The sequence below is a fragment of the Vibrio sp. OPT20 genome (assembly GCF_963889365.1).
In the GTDB taxonomy this organism is placed as follows: domain Bacteria; phylum Pseudomonadota; class Gammaproteobacteria; order Enterobacterales; family Vibrionaceae; genus Vibrio; species Vibrio splendidus.
In genome coordinates this window covers 105,373-128,880 of record NZ_CAWPOA010000106.1, presented here as the reverse complement: position 1 = coordinate 128,880, position 23,508 = coordinate 105,373, and the positions used below count along the sequence as shown (strand labels likewise).

Genomic DNA, 23,508 nt, shown 5'->3' with positions numbered 1-23,508 from the left:
ATATGAGTAATAGCCTCACGCTGTCATCTTTACTTTCTCCTTGGGGAGACTTTAGTTCACCTGAACTGGAGTCGATTGCTGTTGAGCAATTGGAGCTAGATAGCCGAGCCATCAAGGAAGGTGATATTTTTGTTGCCGTAGTCGGACATGCTGTTGATGGCCGTCGTTTTATCGACAAAGCGGTCGCACTGGGAGCTCATGCTGTTATTGCACAGGCCGATGCTGAAAAGCCTCATGGTCTGATTGAATGGTTGGATACTGTCCCTGTTATTTACATTAACAACCTTAACTTGGTGCTATCTGAGTTAGCGGGTCGTGTTTACTCGTCTCAAGCCACTAAGTTGATTGGTGTTACCGGCACCAATGGCAAAACCACCATCACCCAATTGATTGCTCAATGGCTTGATCTCGTCGGCCAACGCTCAGCGGTTATGGGCACGACAGGTAATGGTTTCTTAGACAATCTAAAAACCGCAGCGAACACCACAGGCAGTGCTATCGAAATACAGCGCACGCTGAGTGAGTTAGCTGCAGAAAAAGCGGTTTATACCGCAATGGAAATATCTTCTCATGGTTTGGTGCAAGGTCGAGTAAAGGCTTTGGACTTTGAGGTTGGTGTATTTACTAACTTAAGTCGTGATCATCTTGATTACCATGGCACGATGGAAGAGTACGCTCTGGCTAAGAAGAGCCTGTTTACTCAACACAAATGCAAGCACGCAGTGATCAATGTGGATGACGAAGTGGGTAAAGCTTGGATGCCGGACTTATCCAATGCCATTGCAGTCTCACTGTTACCGCTAACGGGCTATCAACAGTCGGTGTGGGCATCTGATGTCGCTTATGCAGAAACCGGTATCAAGCTCTCTTTTGATGGTAGTTGGGGACAAGGGAAGCTTTCTGTTCCACTGATTGGTCAGTTCAACGCATCAAACGTACTGGTTGCTTTTGCTACTTTGCTTTCTTTGGGTATCGAAAAGCAAATCTTGGTCGACACTGCGCCTCAGCTTCAACCTGTGATTGGCCGAATGGAGCTTTTCCAAGTTCCGAGCAAAGCCAAGGTGGTTGTCGATTACGCTCATACACCCGATGCGCTAGAGAAAGCACTGGCAGCACTGCGCGTGCATTGCTCCGGTAAAATGTGGGCAATCTTTGGTTGTGGTGGAGATCGCGACACTGGTAAGCGCCCTATGATGGCAGCGACCGCAGAGCAGTTCGCCGATAAAATCATTATTTCAGATGATAACCCTCGCAGCGAAGAACCGGCACTGATTGTCAAAGACATGTTGGCTGGCTTAAGTAAACCTGAAGCTGCGTTTGTCGAACACGATCGCTATCAAGCCGTTAAGTTTGCGCTTGAGCAGGCAGGCAGCGATGACATTATTCTTCTGGCTGGTAAAGGCCATGAGGATTACCAAGTATTGAAAGACAAAACGGTACATTACTCAGACCGAGAGTCTGCGCTTCAACTTTTAGGTATTTCATAATGATTGATGTATCACTTGAGCAAATCTGCTCCGTGGTCAGTGGTGAGCTGATTAAAGCGGACAACTCGAACAATAACGTAATCAATGCAGTTTCAACGGATACTCGTACCGTTGAAGAAGGCGCCTTGTTTGTCGCTATTGTTGGAGAGCGTTTCGACGCGCATGACTTTTGCCATCAAGCCGTTGAAGCAAACGCGAGCGCGTTGTTAGTCGAACGAAAACTTGACCTAAATATTACTCAAGTTGTTGTCGAAGACACTAAACTTGCTTTAGGTGAACTAAGTGCTTGGATTCACAAACAATGTGATGTGCCAACGATGGCGATTACAGGCAGCTGTGGCAAAACGACCGTTAAAGAGATGGTGGCGAGCATTTTACAGCAACGTGGCAAGGTGCTGTTTACGGCGGGTAACTTCAATAATGATATTGGTGTGCCTTTGACCTTGTTACGCAGTGAACCCAATGATGACTATGCTGTGATCGAATTAGGCGCTAACCATATTGGTGAAATTGCCTATACCACTCAGCTAGTGAAGCCACAAGTTGCCTTAGTTAATAATGTAGCCGCGGCTCATTTAGAAGGCTTTGGTTCTATTGATGGTGTGAAACAAGCGAAAGGTGAAATTTTTCAGGGGCTTGCTGCTGGTGATACTGCTATTGTTAATTTAGAGAGCAACGGTGGTGATTTTTGGAATGAAGTACTTGCGGATAAAGCGGTGCTGACATTTTCTGAAGGTAGTCGTGAAGCCGATTATTTTGCTGAAAATATCGAAATCAACGACCAAGGCGAAGCTTGCTTTGATATGCAAACACCACAAGGTGCTACGGCTGTTGAACTTGGTATTATTGGTCAGCATAACGTGGCGAACGCGTTGGCGGCTGCAGCGTTGAGCATTCAATTTGGCGCAACGCTTGATGAAATAAAAAGTGGTTTAGTGAATCTTATCTCGGTTAAAGGACGAGTTGAGGTTCAACAATTAAGTCAGAATATCAAGCTGATAGATGACAGTTATAACGCCAGTGTACCCGCGATGAAGGCGGCAGCCAAACTGCTGTCGAGCTTCAAAGGTCAACGTTGGTTGATTTTAGGCAATATGGCTGAATTAGGCGACGAAAGTCTTGCACTTCACCGTCAAGTCGGTGAATATGCTGCCCCATTCGCTTTTGAGCATGTACTCACTTACGGTGATGATACCAAGGTGATTAGTGAGGTCTGTAACGGTACCCACTTTGCAACGCATCAAGCGATGATCGCGCACATAGAGCAGCACTTACGCTTGCCAGAAAACGCGTCACATACCTTGTTGGTAAAAGGCGCGAATAGTGCAGGAATGAGTAAAATAGCCGCTGCTTTAAAGGAGAACTTTTCATGATAATTTGGCTTGCAGAGCTACTACAGCCACACCTTTCTTTTTTCCGTTTGTTCGAATACCTATCGTTTCGTGCAATCGCGAGTATTTTGACGGCTTTATGTCTGTCGCTGTGGATGGGACCTCGTTTAATTGAGCGTCTGCAAATGCTACAAATTGGCCAAGTTGTTCGTAATGACGGCCCTGAATCTCACTTTAGCAAACGTGGTACACCAACCATGGGCGGCGTGATGATCTTAGCTGCGATCATTATTACGGTATTGATGTGGGCTGATCTTTCCAATCCTTATGTTTGGGCTGTATTAGTTGTACTTGCTGGTTATGGCGCGGTCGGTTTTGTTGATGACTACCGTAAAGTGGTTCGTAAGAACACCGATGGCTTGATTGCTCGCTGGAAGTACTTCTGGCAATCGGCTATTGCATTGGTTGTGGCATTTGCTCTGTATGCTCACGGGCACGATACTGCAGCAACTCAATTGGTGGTTCCTTTCTTTAAAGATGTGATGCCACAATTAGGTTTATTGTACATCGTACTGACTTATTTTGTTATTGTGGGTACCAGTAACGCGGTGAACCTAACAGACGGCCTAGACGGCTTGGCCATTATGCCAACGGTTATGGTTGCTGCTGGTTTTGCTGTGATTGCTTGGGCAACAGGTAACGTTAACTTTGCAGCATATCTACACATTCCATACATCCCATACACTTCTGAGCTTGTGGTTGTATGTACTGCTATCGTCGGTGCTGGACTTGGCTTCCTATGGTTCAACACTTACCCAGCGCAAGTATTCATGGGCGATGTTGGCTCACTAGCGCTTGGTGGTGCACTGGGTGTGATCGCGGTGTTAGTTCGCCAAGAGTTGGTACTGGTTATCATGGGCGGTGTGTTTGTAATGGAGACCTTGTCAGTTATTCTGCAGGTGGGCTCTTACAAATTGCGTGGTCAGCGTATTTTCCGCATGGCTCCGATTCACCACCACTATGAACTGAAAGGTTGGCCAGAGCCGCGTGTAATCGTGCGCTTTTGGATCATCTCTATGGTATTAGTACTGGTTGGTCTAGCGACACTGAAAGTTCGTTAATCCTATGTGAGCCTCTGAGTAGGGGCTCTTTAAAACTATTAAGAGCATCTTGTTTAAATGGAACGTTGGCAAAATATTCAAAATGTAGTGGTTGTGGGGCTCGGTATTACCGGGCTCTCTGTCGTTAAACATCTCGTAAAATATCAGCCTCATACTCATGTGAAGGTGATTGATACTCGAGAGCTACCACCAGGAAAGGAATCTTTACCTGAATCGGTAGAACTGCATTCTGGAAGTTGGAATAGCCAATGGTTAGCGGAAGCTGATTTGGTGATTGCTAACCCAGGTATCGCCTTAGCGACGCCTGAAATACAAGATGTTATTCAAGCGGGAACTCCGGTTGTTGGCGATATTGAACTGTTTGGCTGGGCGGTAGACAAACCTGTTGTGGCTATTACAGGTTCCAATGGCAAGAGCACAGTGACCGATCTAACGGGTGTACTTGCAAAGGCTGCTGGTCTTAACGTTGGTGTTGGTGGCAACATCGGTATTCCTGCCTTAGACCTTCTTGAGCTTGATGCTGATTTATATGTCCTTGAGCTTTCAAGCTTTCAGCTAGAGACAACATCCAGTCTAAACCTTGCAGCGGCGGCCTTTTTGAACTTGTCAGAAGATCATATGGATCGCTATCAAGGCATGGCCGATTACCGTGACGCCAAATTAAGAATTTTTAACAACGCTCAGTACGCGATTGTAAACCGCGAAGACAAAGAGACTTATCCTGACCACAGTATGCCATTAGTGACATTCGGACTCGACGACCAAGAGTTTGGTGTGGCGACGATTGATGGTACTGAATGGCTGGTGGATAACAGCAAGCCAGTACTTCCTACTCAAGATTTAACATTGGTTGGACGTCACAATGTGGCAAATGCGCTAGTCTCGCTAGCACTGCTTAAACAAGTCGGTATTGATTACAGCAAAAGCCTTGAAGCTCTGAAGGCCTACAATGGTTTAACGCATCGTTGCCAAGTGGTGGCTGATAAGCGTTCTATTAAGTGGGTTAACGACTCGAAAGCAACCAACGTAGCCAGTACATTAGCGGCTCTGTCGGGCTTAGAATATCAAGGCACCTTGTATCTTCTGGTTGGTGGTGTAGGTAAGGGCGCTGATTTTAGTGAGCTTGAACCTGTGTTGTCACAGCTAGAGCGTGTTCAACTGTGTTGCTTCGGTGAAGATGCCGCGCAATTTATGCCATTGCATCCATCGGCTAAGACGTTTGATACCATGCGTGACATTATCGAGAGTGTCTCGAAGCAGTTAGTTGCCGGTGATATGGTGATGTTGTCTCCAGCGTGTGCGAGCTTCGATCAATTTAATAACTTCATGGCGAGAGGTGATGCGTTCACTGACCTTGCCCATGAGTATGCCTAACGTGTTGAAGGACTAACATTCAGTGCAAAGAGTGAAAGAGATTAATCAATCCATTTGGCAATGGCTAAACCGTGCCACACCAGAGGCGCTCTACGATCGTCAGTTGGTATGGATTGCTCTTGGACTGATGCTGACCGGATTGGTGATGGTAACGTCTGCTTCGTTCCCAATCAGTGCACGTTTAACTGATCAGCCGTTTCACTTTATGTTCCGCCATGCCATTTTCCTTGTGTTGGCGTTAATCGTATCCAGCGTCATATTGCAAATTCCAATGAAACGTTGGTTTCAATACAGTATGTACTTATTGGGTTTATCCTTCTTTTTGCTGGTCGTGGTATTGGCTGTCGGTAAGTCGGTTAACGGTGCATCGCGCTGGATCCCTCTTGGATTATTTAACTTACAACCCGCTGAAGTCGCTAAGTTGTCGCTGTTTATCTTTATGGCGGGTTATTTAGTTCGTAAACAAGACGAAGTGAGAAAAACCTTCTTCGGTGGCTTTGGTAAACCGATCATGGTATTCGGTGCTTTTGCTGTGTTACTACTTGGCCAGCCCGATTTAGGTACAGTAGTTGTAATGCTGGTGACCTTGTTCGGAATGTTATTTATCGCAGGAGCCAAGCTTTCACAGTTTATTGCCTTGATGGTGGCGGGTATTGCCGCAGTCGTCGGCTTGATTGTTATTGAGCCCTATCGTGTTCGACGTGTTACCTCATTTTGGGAACCGTGGAATGACCCGTTTGGCAGTGGCTACCAGTTAACTCAATCGCTAATGGCATTTGGTCGTGGTGATTGGATGGGGCAAGGCCTTGGAAACTCGGTTCAGAAGTTAGAATATTTACCAGAAGCACATACCGATTTTGTGTTTGCGGTATTGGCTGAAGAGTTGGGTTTTGTTGGCGTGACCTTAGTGCTGGTCCTTATTTTTAGTTTGGTGCTTAAAGCCATTTTAATTGGTAAAAAAGCCTTCGAGAACGACCAGTTATTCAGTGGTTATCTTGCCTTTGGTATTGGTATTTGGTTTGCTTTTCAGACGCTTGTTAACGTAGGTGCTGCATCGGGTATTGTTCCGACCAAAGGTCTAACCCTGCCGCTTATCAGTTACGGTGGTTCAAGCCTTATCGTGATGTCAGTAGCGGTTTCTATGCTGCTGCGTATCGATCACGAATGCCGAATGCAACAAAAAGAACAAGCCGACAATCAAAACGAATTAGTAGAATAAGAATCTAACGTGATGAAACAAAACAAAAAACTTTTAGTGATGGCTGGTGGAACTGGTGGTCACGTTTTCCCAGGGTTAGCGGTGGCGAAAAAGCTTCAGCAACAAGGTTGGGAAATTCGCTGGTTAGGAACTGCGGACCGAATGGAAGCGGATCTGGTGCCAAAGCATGGTATTGAGATCGACTTCATCAAGGTGAAAGGCCTGCGTGGTCAAGGCATTAGCAAGCTAATTAAAGCGCCATTCCAGATTATTAATGCCATACTTCAAGCAAGACAGCACATCAAAGCATGGCAACCAGATGTGGTGCTTGGAATGGGTGGTTACGTGAGTGGCCCCGGTGGCATCGCGGCATGGTTATCCGGTATTCCTGTAGTTTTGCATGAACAAAATGCAGTGGCAGGTTTAACCAACCAATGGCTATCTAAAATTGCTAAAAAAGTATTCCAAGCTTTCCCTGGTGCTTTTCCAACGGCTGACGTTGTTGGTAACCCTGTGCGTGAAGATGTTGTTGGCTTAGCAGAACCCGAGCAACGCATGGCAGAGCGTGACGGCGATATTCGTATCCTAGTTATGGGTGGCAGCCAAGGTGCTAAAATTCTTAACGATACTCTGCCTGTAACATTGGCTCAGTTAGGCGTTGGTTTTACTGTGATGCACCAAGCCGGTAAAAACAATCAACAGCAAGTGATTGAACAATACAAATCACATTCTGTTGATAATGTTCAAGTGACTGAATTTATTGATGATGTGGCGCAAGCTTATGAGTGGGCAGATCTATTAGTGTGTCGCTCAGGTGCATTAACCGTATCAGAAGTGTCTGCAGCCGGTGTGGGTTCTATCTTCGTTCCGTTTATGCATAAAGACAGACAGCAAGCGTTGAATGCCGATCACCTAGTTGAATGTGGCGCAGCGTTAATGATTGAACAGCCTCAATTGACGGCTGATAAGCTAGCGAACACGATTGCTCAGCTTGATAGAAATGAATTAAAAATGATGGCAACAAAAGCTCGTCAAGCAGCCAAGCTTGATGCTGATGTGACCGTCGCTGAAGCGATTAAAGCTTTAGCAAAATAATGAGATTGAATTGATGACGATTGAACATACCCAAGACTTAGCGCAAATCCGTGCAATGGTGCCAGAGATGCGCCGTGTTAAATCTATCCACTTCATCGGTATTGGTGGCGCAGGAATGAGCGGGATTGCTGAAGTCTTGCTTAATGAAGGCTACCAGATCACGGGTTCTGATATTGCTCAAAACCCAGTGACCGATCGTTTAGTTAGCAAGGGTGCTACCGTTTACATCGGCCACCAAGCAAGTAACGTTGCTGATGCAAGTGTGGTGGTGGTTTCAACCGCTATCAACGAAGAAAACCCAGAGATTATTGCTGCTCGTGAAGCGCGTACACCTATCGTTCGTCGTGCAGAAATGCTGGCTGAGCTGATGCGTTTTCGTCATGGCATTGCTGTGGCAGGTACGCACGGTAAAACCACTACGACCGCGCTAGTGACACAAATATATTCGGAAGCGGGTTTAGATCCAACTTTCGTAAACGGTGGTTTGGTAAAAAGTGTTGGTACCAATGCTCGCCTAGGTTCGAGTCGTATTCTTATCGCTGAAGCCGATGAAAGTGACGCGTCATTCTTACACCTGCAACCAATGGTTAGTATTGTGACTAACATTGAAGCGGATCATATGGATACCTACGGCGGCGATTTTGAAACGCTAAAGCAGACGTTTATTGATTTCTTACACAATCTGCCATTCTACGGTCAGGCTGTGATGTGTGTGGATGATCCGGTAGTACGTGAGCTTATTCCTCAGGTTAGCCGTCAAGTGATTACCTACGGCTTCTCAGAAGACGCTGATATCCGCATTGAAAACTATGTACAACAAGGTCAGCAAGGCAAGTTTACGGTTGTTCGCAAAGGTAAAGCCAATCTAGATATTACGTTGAACATTCCCGGTCGCCATAACGCACTGAACGCATCAGCGGCGATTGCGGTTGCGACGGAAGATGACATCAGCGATGAAGCGATTCTAAAAGCGATGGCTGGAACGGAAGGCACTGGTCGTCGTTTCGATCACCTTGGTGAATATGAAACGGGTAAGGGTGTTGCAATGCTGGTCGATGATTACGGCCATCACCCAACCGAAGTTGATGTCACCATTCAAGCTGCGCGAAGTGGTTGGACTGATAAACGTCTTGTGATGATCTTCCAACCGCACCGTTATAGCCGCACTCGCGATCTGTATGATGACTTCGCGAACGTTCTTGAGCAGGTTGATGTGCTTATTCTGTTAGATGTTTATTCTGCAGGTGAGAAACCTATTGCAGGGGCTGACGGACGCTCGTTAAGTCGAACTATTCGTGGGCGTGGTAAGATTGATCCCATCTTTGTTGCTGATATCAACACGCTGCCGTCGGTTTTAGCCAACGTTATTCAAGGCGGAGACCTTGTTTTAACACAGGGTGCTGGTGATGTTGGTCGTGTAGCGAAGCAACTTGAATCGCTACAATTAGACATTAATAAGATGCAAAACGCGTAACAGAATACTGTATACAGACTGTGGTTGATCGCTCACTTCTTGCGATTGACCTAAAATTGACCAAAAATCTTATTATCAACGTTTGATAGTTTGATTTTGCTCAGTATAATTCATAGGTTAAAGTAAGTGCTTTTACCTCTATTACGAAGATAGGGAATAGAATTGCGAACCAACGACAGGGAATGCGGGCTTTGGTAGAAAGTACTTTTAGCGAAAACCGCCACCTATTCAGTTTACCATCGCTAAAGAAACACGCTGTAGGCGGGTCTTTTTTTGTCATGGTACTGCTATTCATTGGATTTCTTTTCTATACCACACTGACTTGGATGTGGGACGATCAGCGATTGCCTCTCTCCAAAATAGTACTTCAAGGCGACTTAACTTACGTAACTGCTGGTGATGTTCAACATGCCTTTGGCGAGCTAGAGCATATTGGAACGTTCATGTCGCAAGACATCGGTGTGTTGCAAGACAGTTTAGAAGCGTTACCTTGGGTTTCAGTGGTGTCCATTCGTAAGCAGTGGCCAGACACAATAAAAGTATTTTTGACTGAGTATCATGCAGCAGCAATCTGGAACGGTAACATGCTGTTGAATGATAATGGTCAGGTGTTTAATGGTGATATCGGTCTTTTGAAGGGCGATAGAGTCAAGCTTTACGGCCCAGACGGCACCAGCCAAAAAGTGATAGAAAAGTGGCGACAAATAACCCCTTTGATTAACAATCTAGGGTTAACCGTTACCTCGCTCGTTCTCAATGAGCGTCGCGCTTGGCAAATAATCCTAGATAACGGTATCCGTTTAGAACTAGGTAAAGATTCTTTAGATGAGCGTGTTGAACGCTTCATTTCGCTTTACAACGAACTTGGTAGTAAAGCGAATCAAGTGAGCTACATCGACCTCAGGTATGATACGGGAGCCGCTGTAGGCTGGTTTCCAGAGCAAGAGTTAGAAGAGAGCACAGATGACTAAGACCGCAGATGACAACATAATCGTTGGTCTTGATATAGGCACTGCGACCATATCAGCTCTAGTTGGTGAAATATTGCCTGATGGTCAAATCAATATCATTGGTTCAGGGCAAAGCCCATCTAGAGGTATGGATAAAGGTGGTGTAAACGACCTAGAATCGGTAGTGAAGTCAGTTCAGCGAGCCATTGATCAAGCAGAGTTGATGGCGGAATGCCAAATCAGCAATGTGTTTATCTCGCTATCGGGCAAACATATCGCAAGCCGAATTGAAAAAGGCATGGGCACTATTTCTGATGAAGAGGTGTCTCAAGACGATATGGATCGAGCGATCCATACCGCGAAATCAATTAAAATAGGTGATGAGCAGAGAATTCTGCACGTGATTCCACAAGAATTTACCATCGATTATCAAGAGGGGATCAAGAATCCACTTGGTTTATCTGGTGTTCGAATGGAAGTCAGTGTTCATCTAATTTCTTGCCACAGCGACATGGCGAGAAACATTATTAAAGCTGTTGAACGATGTGGTCTCACTGTAGAACAAATCGTGTTTTCAGGACTTGCCTCAAGCAATGCGGTAATTACTGACGACGAGAGAGAGCTTGGAGTATGTGTTGTTGATATTGGTGCTGGTACGATGGATATTTCCATTTGGACTGGCGGCGCATTGCGACACACAGAAGTCTTTTCCTACGCAGGAAATGCAGTAACCAGTGATATTGCCTTCGCTTTCGGCACGCCAGTGAGCGATGCTGAAGAGATAAAAGTAAACCACGGTTGCGCTCTGAGTGAACTCGTAAGCAAGGATGATTCTGTTAACGTCCCTAGTGTAGGTGGCCGTCCATCGAGAAGTTTGCAAAGACAAACTTTGTCGGAAGTGATTGAACCACGTTACACTGAACTTATGGGTCTCGTTAACCAAACTATTGATACGGTTCAATTACAGCTACGAGATGAAGGTATTAAACACCACCTTGCAGCTGGCGTCGTTCTCACTGGTGGAGCGGCACAAATTGACGGATTGGTAGAGTGTGCGGAACGTGTTTTCCGCAATCAAGTTCGAGTTGGTAAGCCGTTAGAAGTTAGTGGCTTAACTGACTATGTTAAAGAGCCGTATCATTCTACGGCGGTTGGTTTACTTCATTACGCAAGAGATTGTCAGATAAGTGATGAGGGTGATTACAGCGAACCTAAGCGTTCAGCACCTTCTATGTCAGGCTTGTTTGGTAAATTGCGTAATTGGATACAAAAAGAGTTTTAACCTGAGTTGCAGGAAAAAACGGAGATAACACATGTTTGAACCGATGATGGAAATGTCTGACGATGCAGTAATTAAAGTCGTTGGAGTTGGTGGCGGTGGCGGTAATGCTGTTGAGCACATGGTACGTGAATCGATCGAAGGCGTAGAGTTCATCAGTGTTAATACTGATGCACAAGCCCTTCGTAAAACGAGCGTGAGCAGCGTGATCCAAATTGGTGGTGATATCACTAAAGGTTTGGGCGCTGGTGCAAATCCACAAGTAGGCCGTGATGCAGCTCTCGAAGATCGAGAAAGAATTAAAGAAGTTCTAACTGGCGCCGATATGGTATTTATCGCAGCTGGTATGGGCGGTGGTACAGGTACAGGTGCTGCTCCAGTTATTGCTGAAGTTGCGAAAGAGCTGGGTGTGCTAACGGTTGCTGTTGTAACTAAGCCATTTAGCTTTGAAGGCAAAAAGCGTTTAGCGTTTGCTGAGCAAGGTATCGAAGAGCTTTCTAAACATGTGGATTCTTTAATTACGATTCCAAATGAAAAGCTACTTAAAGTACTTGGCCGTGGCGTAACACTGCTAGAAGCTTTCGCAAGTGCAAATGATGTACTTAAAAACGCTGTACAAGGTATCGCTGAGCTAATTACTCGCCCTGGTATGATTAACGTCGATTTCGCGGATGTTCGCACTGTGATGTCGGAAATGGGTCATGCAATGATGGGTAGTGGTATCGCAAAAGGTGAAGACCGTGCTGAAGAAGCTGCTGAAACGGCAATTTCTAGCCCATTACTAGAAGACATCGACCTAGCTGGCGCGCGTGGCGTTCTTGTGAACATCACTGCAGGCCTAGATATGCGTTTAGATGAATTCGAAACTGTGGGTAATACAGTTAAGGCATTTGCTTCTGATAACGCAACGGTTGTTATTGGTACCTCTCTAGACCCTGATATGACGGATGAAATCCGTGTAACTGTTGTTGCAACAGGTATCGGCACAGAGAAAAAACCAGACATTACTCTAGTTGCTGGTGGTAAAGCAAAAGTAGCGCCAACGCCTCAACCTCAAGTTGCTGTTCAAACAGCAGCAAAAGTGGAAGAGAAAGTGGCACAACCATTGCAGGAAAAAACTGAGGTAAAACCTCAAGTTAAACCACAGCCAACAACGTCACCTGTTTCTTCGGGTACAGGCGCTAGCCAGAGTGCAGCACCTAAAGCTGAGAAAGAGAGCGGATATTTAGATATTCCAGCATTTTTACGACGTCAGGCTGATTAACAAATACCCAAAATTTGACTATCGTCGAATTAATGGTAAAATTCGCGGTTGGTAAATACTGACCGTGATTTGTAGCACTGATAACGAGGCAAGCAGATGATCAGACAACGTACTCTGAAAGAAATTGTGAAAACAACTGGTGTGGGTCTCCACTCTGGTCGTAAAGTCACACTTACTCTTCGCCCGGCAGCTGCAAATACAGGTATTGTTTATCGTCGTACAGATGTCAATCCACCTGTAGATTTCCCAGCTGATCCAGCATCAGTTCGTGACACTATGTTATGTACTGCTCTTGTTAATGACGAAGGCATACGTATCTCTACAGTGGAACACCTTAACGCAGCTCTAGCTGGAATGGGTATCGACAACATTATTGTTGAAGTCGATGCTCCAGAAATTCCAATTATGGATGGTAGCGCAAGCCCATTCGTATACTTGCTACAGCAAGCGGGTGTAGAAACACTGAATGCAGCGAAACGTTTTATTCGAATCAAAAAGCCTATCCGTTTTGAAGATGGCGATAAGTGGGCAGAGTTTGTTCCATTTAACGGCTTCCGTATGGACTTTGAGATCGACTTTAACCACCCTGCAATTGAATCCGATGAGCAACGTTTGTTGTTTGATTTCTCATCACAAGGTTTTGTGAAGCAGATTTCTCGCGCTCGTACTTTCGGTTTCATGCGCGATATTGAGTACCTTCAGTCTCAAAACCTAGTACTTGGCGGTAGCTTTGATAATGCTATCGTACTGGACGAATACCGAATTCTTAATGAAGAAGGCCTTCGTTTCGATAATGAGTTTGTAACTCATAAAGTATTGGATGCGATTGGTGACCTTTACATGTGTGGACACGCTATTATTGGTGAGTTCCGTGCATACAAATCAGGTCACGGCCTAAATAACCAACTTTTACGTGCAGTTCTTGCTGACGCAGAAGCTTGGGAGTGGGCAACATTCGAAGAAGAAGCTGGCTCTCCAGTTGCTTTCGCAGAACCGGGTATGGTTCTAGCGTAATTGTTGTTTACAACAATATAAGATTTCAAAAACCAGGCCATTGGCCTGGTTTTTTTGTATCTATTTTCCAGATACAGTGTCGTTAACCTCCGGAAATTGCTGGCTAATGGGCTGCTGTCTGCTTAATCCATCAGCAATTAGAAAGAAAAGTTCCAAGCACATCAAACAAATGGTGTTCTAAATGGTCGTTAGTGTGAAAATTACTTACACTAAAGGGCATTAATTTTAACTCAAGCCTTGAAAACTCTACTCTCAAGTACAATATCAAAGATACTAGATTTATCTCAGTATCCTTGGTTAGTAACTGAAGACTAGTTCATAGCTAGTAGAGACTGACGGCATTTAAAATAGATCGCGGACGATCTGAGAACGAAGAGATTCCAAGCACATGATTACTAAGCTGCTGACAAAGGTAATTGGCAGTCGCAATGACAGAACACTGCGCCGCCTTAGAAAAATTGTAAAAGAAATTAATAACTACGAACCAACGTTTGAAGCACTTTCTGATGAAGAGCTAAAAGCAAAAACGGTTGAGTTTCGTGAGCGCTTAGATAAAGGTGAATCGTTAGATCAACTTCTACCTGAAGCTTTCGCTACGGTACGTGAAGCGTCTAAGCGTGTTTACGGCATGCGTCACTTTGACGTGCAAATGATTGGTGGCATGGTTCTAAATGCTGGCCAAATTGCAGAGATGCGTACTGGTGAAGGTAAGACACTTACCGCAACCCTACCAGCTTATCTAAACGCGCTACCAAGCAAAGGTGTTCACGTAATAACGGTGAACGATTACCTAGCGAAGCGTGATGCGGAAACAAACCGTCCATTATTTGAATTCCTTGGCATGACTGTTGGCGTGAATGTGGCAAACATGGCTCCGCCAGAGAAAAAAGAAGCGTACCAAGCTGACATCCTATACGGAACAAACAACGAGTTTGGTTTTGATTACCTTCGTGACAACATGGCTTTCCGTGCTGAAGACCGAGTTCAACGTGAGCGCTTCTTCGCTGTAGTCGATGAGGTTGACTCAATCTTAATTGATGAAGCTCGTACTCCGTTAATTATCTCTGGCCCAGCTGAAGATAGTTCTGACCTTTATACGCGCATTAACACTCTAATTCCTTCTCTAGAGCGTCAAGATAAAGAAGATTCAGAAGAGTACCGTGGTGAAGGTCACTACACCATGGACGAAAAATCAAAACAGGTTCACCTGACTGAAAACGGTCAAGAATTTGTAGAAGAACTAATGGTCAAAAACGGCTTGATGGAAGAGGGTGACACACTTTACTCTCCAACCAATATCAGCCTATTGCACCATGTGAATGCTGCGCTTCGTGCACACGTATTGTTTGAGAAAAACGTCGACTACATCGTTACTGAAGAAGGCGAAGTGGTTATCGTTGATGAACATACTGGTCGTACTATGCCAGGTCGTCGTTGGTCTGAAGGTTTACACCAAGCTGTTGAAGCTAAAGAAGGTGTGAAGATTCAAAATGAAAACCAAACGCTAGCATCGATTACATTCCAGAACTTCTTCCGACTGTACGAAAAACTGTCAGGCATGACAGGTACTGCTGATACTGAAGCTTTCGAGTTCCAGTCTATCTACGGCCTAGAAACGGTGGTTATCCCAACCAACAAGCCTATGGTTCGTAACGATATGCCAGATGTGGTTTATCGTACTGAAGAAGACAAGTTCAATGCGATCATTGAAGACATCAAAGACCGTGTTGCGGCTGGTCAGCCATCACTGGTTGGTACGGTTTCTATCGAGAAATCTGAACTGCTGTCTAACGCACTGAAAAAAGCAAAAATTAAGCACAACGTACTAAATGCTAAGTTCCACGAGATGGAAGCTGAGATCGTTGCGCAAGCCGGTATGCCGAGTGCGGTAACTATCGCAACTAACATGGCAGGTCGTGGTACCGATATCGTGTTAGGTGGTAGCTGGCAGGCACAAATTGAGAAGCTAGATAATCCAACGAAAGAGCAGATCGACAAGATCAAAGCTGACTGGAGAGTTGTCCACGATACAGTTCTTGAGTCAGGTGGTCTGCACATCATTGGTACTGAGCGTCATGAATCTCGCCGTATCGATAACCAGCTACGTGGTCGTTCTGGTCGTCAAGGTGATGCAGGTTCTTCTCGTTTCTACCTATCAATGGAAGATTCTCTGCTACGTATCTTTACGTCTGATCGTATGGCTGGTCTTATCCAAAGTGGTATGGACGAAGGCGAAGCGATTGAATCTAAGATGTTATCTCGCTCAATTGAAAAAGCTCAACGTAAAGTGGAAGGTCGTAACTTCGACATCCGTAAGCAGCTTCTTGAGTACGATGATGTAGCCAATGACCAACGTAAGGTTGTTTATGAGCTACGTGATGAACTGATGAGTTCTGATGACATCAGCGAGATGATCGAACACAACCGTGAAGATGTACTGGCGTCAGTCATTGATGAATACATCGCTCCTCAATCTCTTGAAGACATGTGGGATATCGCGGGTCTGCAAGATCGTCTGAAGAATGACTTCGACCTAGACTTTGATATTCAAGGTTGGTTAGACGAAGACGACAAGCTTTATGAAGAAGCATTGCGTGAGCGTATTCTTGGTATGGCGGTAGATTCGTACAAACAGAAAGAAGAAGTGGTTGGTGCTCAAGTACTGCGTAACTTCGAGAAGTCTGTGATGCTACAAACGCTAGACGGTCTTTGGAAAGAGCACTTGGCTGCGATGGATCACCTTCGTCAAGGTATCCACTTACGTGGTTATGCTCAGAAGAACCCGAAACAAGAGTACAAGCGTGAGTCGTTTGAACTGTTTGAAGGCCTACTCGATGTGCTGAAAACAGATGTTGTTACCATCCTTTCTAAAGTTCGCGTTCAGCAACAAGAAGAAGTTGAAAAGATGGAAGCTCAACGTCAAGCTCAAGCTGAACAAGCGGCGCGTCGTGCACAAGCACAACACGCAACGGCTGAAAACCAGCTAGCTGACGATGAAGCGGATGCAGCATCTCCACAAACGGTAGTACGTGATGAGCGTAAAGTGGGTCGTAATGAACCATGTCCATGTGGAAGTGGTAAGAAGTACAAACAGTGTCACGGTAAAATTGACTAAGTTTGGTGAATCTTCGCTGTAACGGATAATTGCAGTGTCGGAGGTACTCACTTACTAACGTAAGCTCCGTGCCTCCTCCTTGCACTTAACGCGTTACAACTTAGCTTCATAAAAACTTACTGCTATTAAAAAGAGTCGCTTAGGCGGCTTTTTTTGTATGTAAATTTCATGGCTTATCTTTTTGTCGAAAGGTAAGTCGTCAATCCCTATAGCGAGGAACGAGCGCAGTAGGGAATCTTGTTTGATAGTTTGGCTTAAGGTTGTTGTATTAGCTTCCCACCTCAGTCGTTACTCCTTCTTGAGGATGACGTATTCAGGGGCTGCTTGAGCGAAGCGTTTTATTAAGGAACATCATCATATGAAAAGAATCCATATTGTCGCAGGTATTATCTTCAACCAAGATAAGTCACAGGTCTTTATCACTAAACGCCCAGACGACAAGCACAAAGGCGGTTTCTGGGAATTCCCTGGTGGTAAAGTAGAAGCGGGCGAAACCATTGAGCAGGCGATGGCTCGTGAACTTGATGAAGAAATTGGCATTAAGGTGACAGATCAGTCTCTGTTTGAGCACCTTGAATTTGATTACAGTGACAAGTCGCTTAAGTTTGATTTCATTCTTGTGACTGATTTCGAGCAACAGCCTTATGGTAAAGAAGGGCAACAAGGTGAATGGGTCGATCTTGAATCATTGAGTCAATACGCATTCCCTGAAGCGAATGTGCCCATTTTAGAGCGAGTAATAAAAGAGTTTTCGTAATTGCTAGCCTGAGTTTGAGATTGTTGTTAGTTTAAAGAGATTAATCGAATGAACGTTGCTGCGACAGATGAGCAGTGACGGTAACCAAAACAATGGAGATATTCGCAGTGGTAAGAATTGCAATTGCAGGAGCAGCTGGCCGTATGGGTCGTAACTTGGTGAAAGCCGCTCACCAAAATTCAGAAGCAAGCGTTGGCGCTGGTTCAGAGCGCCCAGAGTCATCTTTGGTCGGTGTTGATGTTGGCGAGTTATGCGGTGAAGGCCGTTTTGATGTAGCTCTAGTCGATGACCTTTCGAAAGCGATTGAAGAGTTTGACGTGATCGTCGACTTTACCGCACCTGTGAGCACATTAGCGAATATTGAACTTTGTAAACGTCACGGAAAGAAGCTAATTATCGGTACGACAGGTTTCTCTGAAGAAGAGAAACAGGTGATTGATGCGGCGTCAAAAGAGATGCCTATCGTAATGGCTCCTAACTACAGCGTTGGTGTAAACCTAGTATTCAAGCTGCTAGAAAAGGCCGCTAAAGTGATGGGCGATTATTGTGATGTTGAGATCGTTGAGGCTCACCATCGCCATAAAGTCGATGCGCCGTCAGGCACTGCGATTGGTATGGGCGAAGCGATTGCTGGTGCGATGGGCAATGATCTAAACGATGTCGCTGTATGGTCACGTGAAGGTATTACTGGCGAGCGTACCAAAGATGAGATCGGCTTTGCGACGATTCGTGCCGGTGACATCATTGGCGAGCATACCGCAATGTTTGCTGATATTGGTGAGCGCGTTGAAATTACCCATAAAGCAACGGATAGAATGACCTTTGCTAATGGTGCGATAAAGGCAGCTGTTTGGCTAAATGATAAGCCAGCAGGCTTTTATACCATGACGGATGTGCTTGGTTTGAATGAGCTGTAAATAGATATTTATGCGCTGGCAATTGCCAGCGCTTTCTTTATTTGGTGGCTTTTCCTTAATAATCTCTCTTCTACGATCTTCCTTCTACTTTCTTCTTATCGCCATTTCCCCTCTATTTTTATGCTATTTATGCAGGCTTTAGTGTGTTTTTTGTTTTAGATCTTTAAATTATCATGTTTTCTCTTAGTATTTATCGATTGCGTTTTATCGCTGATATTTTTGGCACTCTATGGTTAGCTAAAATGACGGGTGAAAATTAGAAAATCGTAATATTCCTATTAATTGAGTATGAAAGTTGAACTTTTGAAGCTTTGGTAAAGGAAATTGAATTAGTTCTTACAAATGTTTAATTTCTTTTGCGTTAAATGTTGACACGTATCACGCAGATCACTAAAATACCGCCAATTTGTCTAATTTCCATAAACACGCAGTTTTTGGTGTTGCAGGAAGGTAGATTTGCAAATTAAATCAATTTTAATGCATTTTTATTTCTGGAGGTTGTCTTGAAGAAGTCAGCACTACTCGTCCTAGAAGATGGGACAGTATTTCACGGTGAAGCCATTGGCGCTGTAGGTTCTGCAGTTGGTGAAGTCGTTTTTAATACCTCGATGACGGGGTACCAAGAAATCCTCACTGATCCTTCCTATTCTCAGCAAATCGTTACCCTTACTTACCCTCACATTGGCAATACCGGAACCAATTCCGAAGATGAAGAATCTTCTTCAATCCATGCTCAAGGCCTTGTGATTCGCGATCTCCCTCTAATCGCTTCTAATTTCCGTAATGAACAATCCCTTTCTGATTACCTTAAGTCGCAAAACGTTGTTGGTATCGCTGATATCGATACTCGTAAGCTGACGCGTATTCTTCGTGAAAAAGGTGCTCAAAACGGTTGTATCGTAGCGGGCTCTTCAGTAAACGATGGAAATTTAGACGAAGCTTTGGCTCTAGCTAAAGCAAAAGAATTCCCTGGCCTGAAAGGTATGGACCTTGCGAAAGAAGTTACAACAAAAGAAGCGTATCAATGGAAACAAGGTTCGTGGACGCTTACGGGTGGACTTCCTGAAGCGAAAGCAGACTCTGAATTGCCATACCACGTTGTTGCTTATGACTTCGGTGCAAAACGAAACATCTTACGAATGCTTGTTGACCGCGGCTGCCGCCTAACGGTTGTTCCTGCTGAAACTTCAGCCGAAGAAGTACTCGCATTGAACCCAGACGGTGTTTTCCTTTCAAATGGCCCTGGTGACCCAGAACCATGTACTTACGCAATTGAAGCAACAAAAGTGTTCCTAGAAAAAAGTTTACCAATCTTTGGTATCTGTCTAGGTCACCAGATTCTTGCTCTTGCGTCAGGCGCTAAGACAGTGAAAATGAAGTTTGGTCACCACGGTGCAAACCACCCGGTTAAAGATTTAGATCGTGATGTTGTGATGATTACTTCACAAAACCACGGCTTTGCTGCTGACGAAGATACGCTTCCAGAGACATTACGAGCGACTCATAAGTCTCTATTTGATGGTTCTCTACAAGGTATCCATCGTACAGATAAGCCAGCATTTAGCTTCCAAGGTCACCCAGAAGCAAGCCCAGGTCCAGAAGATGCGGCACCGCTATTCGACCACTTCATTGAATTAATTAACCAGTCTGTTGCAAACAAACAAGACAAAGCGTAATCCGGAGTAGTAGATAATGCCAAAACGTACTGACATTAAAAGTGTTCTAATTCTAGGTGCTGGTCCGATTGTTATCGGTCAAGCATGTGAGTTTGATTACTCTGGTGCTCAAGCTTGTAAAGCACTTCGCGAAGAAGGTTACCGAGTTATTCTTGTAAACTCGAACCCAGCGACAATCATGACTGACCCAGACATGGCTGATGCGACTTACATCGAACCTATCCAATGGGAAGTGGTTCGTAACATCATCGCTAAAGAGAAGCCAGATGCAGTTCTACCGACAATGGGCGGCCAAACTGCACTTAACTGTGCGTTAGATTTAGAAAAATACGGCGTACTTGAAGAGTTCGGCGTAGAGATGATTGGCGCAACGGCTGACGCTATCGATAAAGCTGAAGACCGCTCTCGTTTTGATAAAGCAATGAAATCGATTGGTCTTGAGTGTCCAACGGCTGATACAGCGAAAACGATGGAAGAAGCTTACAAAGTTCAAGAAATGGTTGGTTTCCCTTGTATCATTCGTCCATCGTTTACGATGGGTGGTACAGGCGGTGGTATCGCTTATAACAAAGAAGAATTTGAAGAAATCTGTCGTCGTGGTTTGGACCTATCTCCAACCAACGAACTTCTTATCGATGAATCACTTATCGGTTGGAAAGAGTACGAGATGGAAGTGGTTCGCGACAAGAACGACAACTGCATCATCGTATGTGCGATTGAAAACTTTGACCCAATGGGTATTCACACTGGTGACTCGATCACAGTGGCTCCGGCTCAAACGCTGACAGACAAAGAATACCAACTAATGCGTAACGCTTCTCTAGCGGTACTGCGTGAGATTGGTGTTGAAACAGGTGGTTCAAACGTACAGTTTGGTATCAACCCGAAAGATGGCCGTATGGTTATTATCGAGATGAACCCACGTGTATCTCGTTCTTCTGCACTTGCTTCTAAAGCAACAGGTTTCCCAATCGCTAAGATTGCAGCGAAACTGGCTGTTGGCTTTACGCTAGATGAGCTAATGAATGACATCACTGGCGGCGCAACGCCAGCATCATTCGAACCAACAATCGACTACGTAGTAACTAAGATTCCTCGTTTTAACTTCGAGAAATTTGCAGGTGCTAACGACCGTCTAACGACGCAAATGAAGTCGGTTGGTGAAGTTATGGCTATCGGCCGTAACCAACAAGAATCTCTACAGAAAGCACTTCGCGGTCTAGAAGTTGGCGCAACTGGTTTTGACGAAATGGTCGACCTAGATGCACCTGACGCTCTAACGACGATTCGCCATGAGCTTAAAGAAGCTGGTTCTGACCGTATTTGGTACATCGCAGACGCTTTCCGTGCTGGTATGTCAGTTGATGGTGTATTCAACCTAACGCAAATTGACCGCTGGTTCCTAGTTCAAATCGAAGACATCGTAAAACTAGAGCAAGAACTTAAAGCGAAAGGCTTTGCTGGTCTGAATAAAGACGAGCTAATGAAGCTTAAGCGTAAAGGTTTTGCTGATGCTCGCCTGTCTAAGATTCTAGGTGTAGCAGAAAGTGAAATTCGTCGTCTACGTGACCAATACGATATTCACCCAGTATATAAGCGCGTAGATACGTGTGCGGCTGAGTTCTCTTCTGATACGGCTTACATGTACTCATCTTACGATGACGAATGTGAATCGAACCCAACAGACAAAGAGAAAATCATGATCTTAGGCGGCGGTCCAAACCGTATCGGCCAAGGTATTGAATTTGACTACTGTTGTGTACACGCATCTCTAGCACTACGTGAAGATGGCTACGAAACAATCATGGTTAACTGTAACCCTGAGACAGTTTCGACAGACTACGATACGTCTGACCGTCTGTACTTTGAACCAGTAACACTGGAAGACGTACTAGCAATCGTTCGTGTTGAGAAGCCAAAAGGCGTTATCGTTCAGTACGGTGGTCAAACACCACTGAAACTGGCTCGTGAGCTTGAAGCTGCTGGCGTACCAATCATTGGTACTAGCCCAGACGCAATCGACCGTGCAGAAGACCGTGAGCGTTTCCAAGTTGCTGTTGACCGTCTTGGTCTTCTACAACCAGAAAACGCGACAGTAACAACAATGGAGCAAGCGGTAGAGAAATCTCGCGAAATCGGCTTCCCATTAGTTGTTCGTCCTTCTTATGTTCTTGGTGGTCGTGCGATGGAAATCGTATACGACGAGCAAGACTTACGTCGCTACTTCAACGAAGCAGTCAGTGTTTCAAACGAATCTCCAGTACTACTTGATAGCTTCCTAGATGATGCAATTGAAGTCGACGTTGATGCGATTTGTGACGGTGAGCGCGTTGTTATTGCGGGTATCATGGAGCATATCGAACAAGCGGGTGTTCACTCAGGTGACTCAGCATGTTCTCTTCCTGCTTACACGCTAAGCCAAGAAATCCAAGACGTAATGCGTGAGCAAGTTGAAAAGCTAGCGTTCGAGTTGGGTGTTCGTGGTCTAATGAATACGCAGTTTGCTGTTAAGAACAACGAAGTGTACCTAATCGAGGTTAACCCTCGTGCAGCACGTACAGTACCGTTCGTATCGAAAGCAACAGGTGCAGCAGTCGCTAAGATTGCAGCTCGTGTTATGGCGGGTCAATCGCTAGAGTCTCAAGGCTTTACGAAAGAAATCATCCCACCATACTACTCAGTGAAAGAAGTTGTTCTTCCGTTCAACAAATTCCCTGGTGTTGACCCACTATTAGGCCCAGAAATGCGCTCTACTGGTGAAGTTATGGGTGTTGGTGCAACGTTTGCTGAAGCATACTCTAAAGCTGAATTGGGTTGTGGCAACATCTACCCAGAAGGTGGCCGTGCACTTCTTTCTGTTCGCGAAGGCGACAAAGAGCGCGTTGTTGACCTAGCATCTAAGCTATCTAAGCTTGGTTACCAGCTAGACGCAACACACGGTACTGCAGTTATCCTTGGCGAAGCGGGTATTAACCCACGTCTAGTAAACAAGGTACACGAAGGTCGTCCTCACATTCTTGACCGTATCAAGAACAATGAGTACACGTACATCGTGAACACTGCGGCTGGCCGTCAAGCGATTGAAGATTCTAAAGTTCTTCGTCGTGGCGCACTGGCTGAGAAAGTGAACTACACGACTACGCTAAACGCTGCATTCGCGACTTGTATGGCGCACACTGCAGACGCGAAAACGTCAGTAACTTCAGTTCAAGAGCTACACGCACAAGTTAAAGCTTCTCAAGCTTAATTGACTCACGTGTATCGCTGTTAAGCGGATATAAATGCTCAAAGCCCACTCTTCGGAGTGGGCTTTTTTATGTCTGTCATCTGGTGTCGGTTAAATAGTGAAAATTTGGTGATGGCTAAATGATGAAAAATTGGAATAGGTTACAATCTTGTGTTTCGTTGTTGATTGTTTGCTCACGGTGGTAAGTTGTCGCTACACGAGAATTTAAG

General features: G+C 45.1%; 16 protein-coding genes. All 16 read left to right on the top strand.

Annotation, left to right across the window (positions count from 1 at the left end; all coding sequences use genetic code 11):
- The first annotated feature begins 2 nt into the window (after positions 1-2).
- The 16 genes from murE (at position 3) to carB (ending at position 23,299) form a co-directional block, all read left to right on the top strand.
- Positions 3-1,487, top strand: coding sequence for a UDP-N-acetylmuramoyl-L-alanyl-D-glutamate--2,6-diaminopimelate ligase (gene murE, locus AACR09_RS22385; protein WP_108155626.1), 1,485 nt, complete (start codon positions 3-5; stop codon positions 1,485-1,487).
- A complete protein-coding gene (locus tag AACR09_RS22380) occupies positions 1,487-2,860 on the top strand; it encodes a UDP-N-acetylmuramoyl-tripeptide--D-alanyl-D-alanine ligase (RefSeq protein ID WP_193835722.1) in 1,374 nt (457 codons plus the stop codon). The genes murE and AACR09_RS22380 overlap by 1 nt, the downstream gene beginning before the upstream one ends.
- Positions 2,857-3,939: a phospho-N-acetylmuramoyl-pentapeptide-transferase gene (mraY, locus tag AACR09_RS22375; RefSeq protein ID WP_004735991.1), complete on the top strand. Its 1,083-nt coding sequence runs from the start codon at positions 2,857-2,859 to the stop codon at positions 3,937-3,939. Before AACR09_RS22380 ends, mraY begins: the two co-directional genes overlap by 4 nt.
- Positions 3,940-3,996: 57 nt before the next feature.
- Positions 3,997-5,313, top strand: coding sequence for a UDP-N-acetylmuramoyl-L-alanine--D-glutamate ligase (murD, locus tag AACR09_RS22370; RefSeq protein ID WP_017084767.1), 1,317 nt, complete (start codon positions 3,997-3,999; stop codon positions 5,311-5,313).
- A 22-nt stretch (positions 5,314-5,335) separates the two neighbouring features.
- A complete protein-coding gene (ftsW, locus tag AACR09_RS22365) occupies positions 5,336-6,532 on the top strand; it encodes a cell division protein FtsW (protein ID WP_017091317.1) in 1,197 nt (398 codons plus the stop codon).
- Positions 6,533-6,544: 12 nt separating this feature from the next.
- Entirely contained in the window at positions 6,545-7,606 is a 1,062-nt protein-coding gene (gene murG, locus AACR09_RS22360; RefSeq protein ID WP_193835721.1) for an undecaprenyldiphospho-muramoylpentapeptide beta-N-acetylglucosaminyltransferase, read from the top strand.
- Between the two features lie 13 nt (positions 7,607-7,619).
- Positions 7,620-9,080, top strand: coding sequence for a UDP-N-acetylmuramate--L-alanine ligase (gene murC / locus AACR09_RS22355; protein ID WP_017084769.1), 1,461 nt, complete (start codon positions 7,620-7,622; stop codon positions 9,078-9,080).
- Positions 9,081-9,358: 278 nt separating this feature from the next.
- Positions 9,359-10,051, top strand: coding sequence for a cell division protein FtsQ/DivIB (locus tag AACR09_RS22350; RefSeq protein WP_004729846.1), 693 nt, complete (start codon positions 9,359-9,361; stop codon positions 10,049-10,051).
- Positions 10,044-11,312: a cell division protein FtsA gene (gene ftsA, locus AACR09_RS22345; protein ID WP_004729844.1), complete on the top strand. Its 1,269-nt coding sequence runs from the start codon at positions 10,044-10,046 to the stop codon at positions 11,310-11,312. The genes AACR09_RS22350 and ftsA overlap by 8 nt, the downstream gene beginning before the upstream one ends.
- 31 nt (positions 11,313-11,343) lie before the next feature.
- Positions 11,344-12,573, top strand: coding sequence for a cell division protein FtsZ (ftsZ, locus tag AACR09_RS22340; protein WP_017084771.1), 1,230 nt, complete (start codon positions 11,344-11,346; stop codon positions 12,571-12,573).
- Positions 12,574-12,669: 96 nt separating this feature from the next.
- Positions 12,670-13,587, top strand: a complete 918-nt coding sequence (gene lpxC, locus AACR09_RS22335) for a UDP-3-O-acyl-N-acetylglucosamine deacetylase (RefSeq protein WP_017080243.1) — start codon at positions 12,670-12,672, stop codon at positions 13,585-13,587.
- Between the two features lie 388 nt (positions 13,588-13,975).
- A complete protein-coding gene (gene secA / locus AACR09_RS22330) occupies positions 13,976-16,702 on the top strand; it encodes a preprotein translocase subunit SecA (RefSeq protein ID WP_017077687.1) in 2,727 nt (908 codons plus the stop codon).
- Positions 16,703-17,060: 358 nt separating this feature from the next.
- Positions 17,061-17,459 (top strand): 8-oxo-dGTP diphosphatase MutT, encoded by a 399-nt coding sequence (mutT, locus tag AACR09_RS22325; RefSeq protein ID WP_017084773.1) that lies wholly within the window; start codon positions 17,061-17,063, stop codon positions 17,457-17,459.
- Between the two features lie 92 nt (positions 17,460-17,551).
- A complete protein-coding gene (gene dapB / locus AACR09_RS22320; RefSeq protein ID WP_017084774.1) occupies positions 17,552-18,376 on the top strand; it encodes a 4-hydroxy-tetrahydrodipicolinate reductase in 825 nt (274 codons plus the stop codon).
- Positions 18,377-18,879: 503 nt separating this feature from the next.
- Positions 18,880-20,052, top strand: coding sequence for a glutamine-hydrolyzing carbamoyl-phosphate synthase small subunit (carA, locus tag AACR09_RS22315; protein ID WP_102568792.1), 1,173 nt, complete (start codon positions 18,880-18,882; stop codon positions 20,050-20,052).
- A 16-nt stretch (positions 20,053-20,068) separates the two neighbouring features.
- A complete protein-coding gene (carB, locus tag AACR09_RS22310) occupies positions 20,069-23,299 on the top strand; it encodes a carbamoyl-phosphate synthase large subunit (protein WP_004734974.1) in 3,231 nt (1,076 codons plus the stop codon).
- The last annotated feature ends 209 nt before the right edge of the window (positions 23,300-23,508 follow it).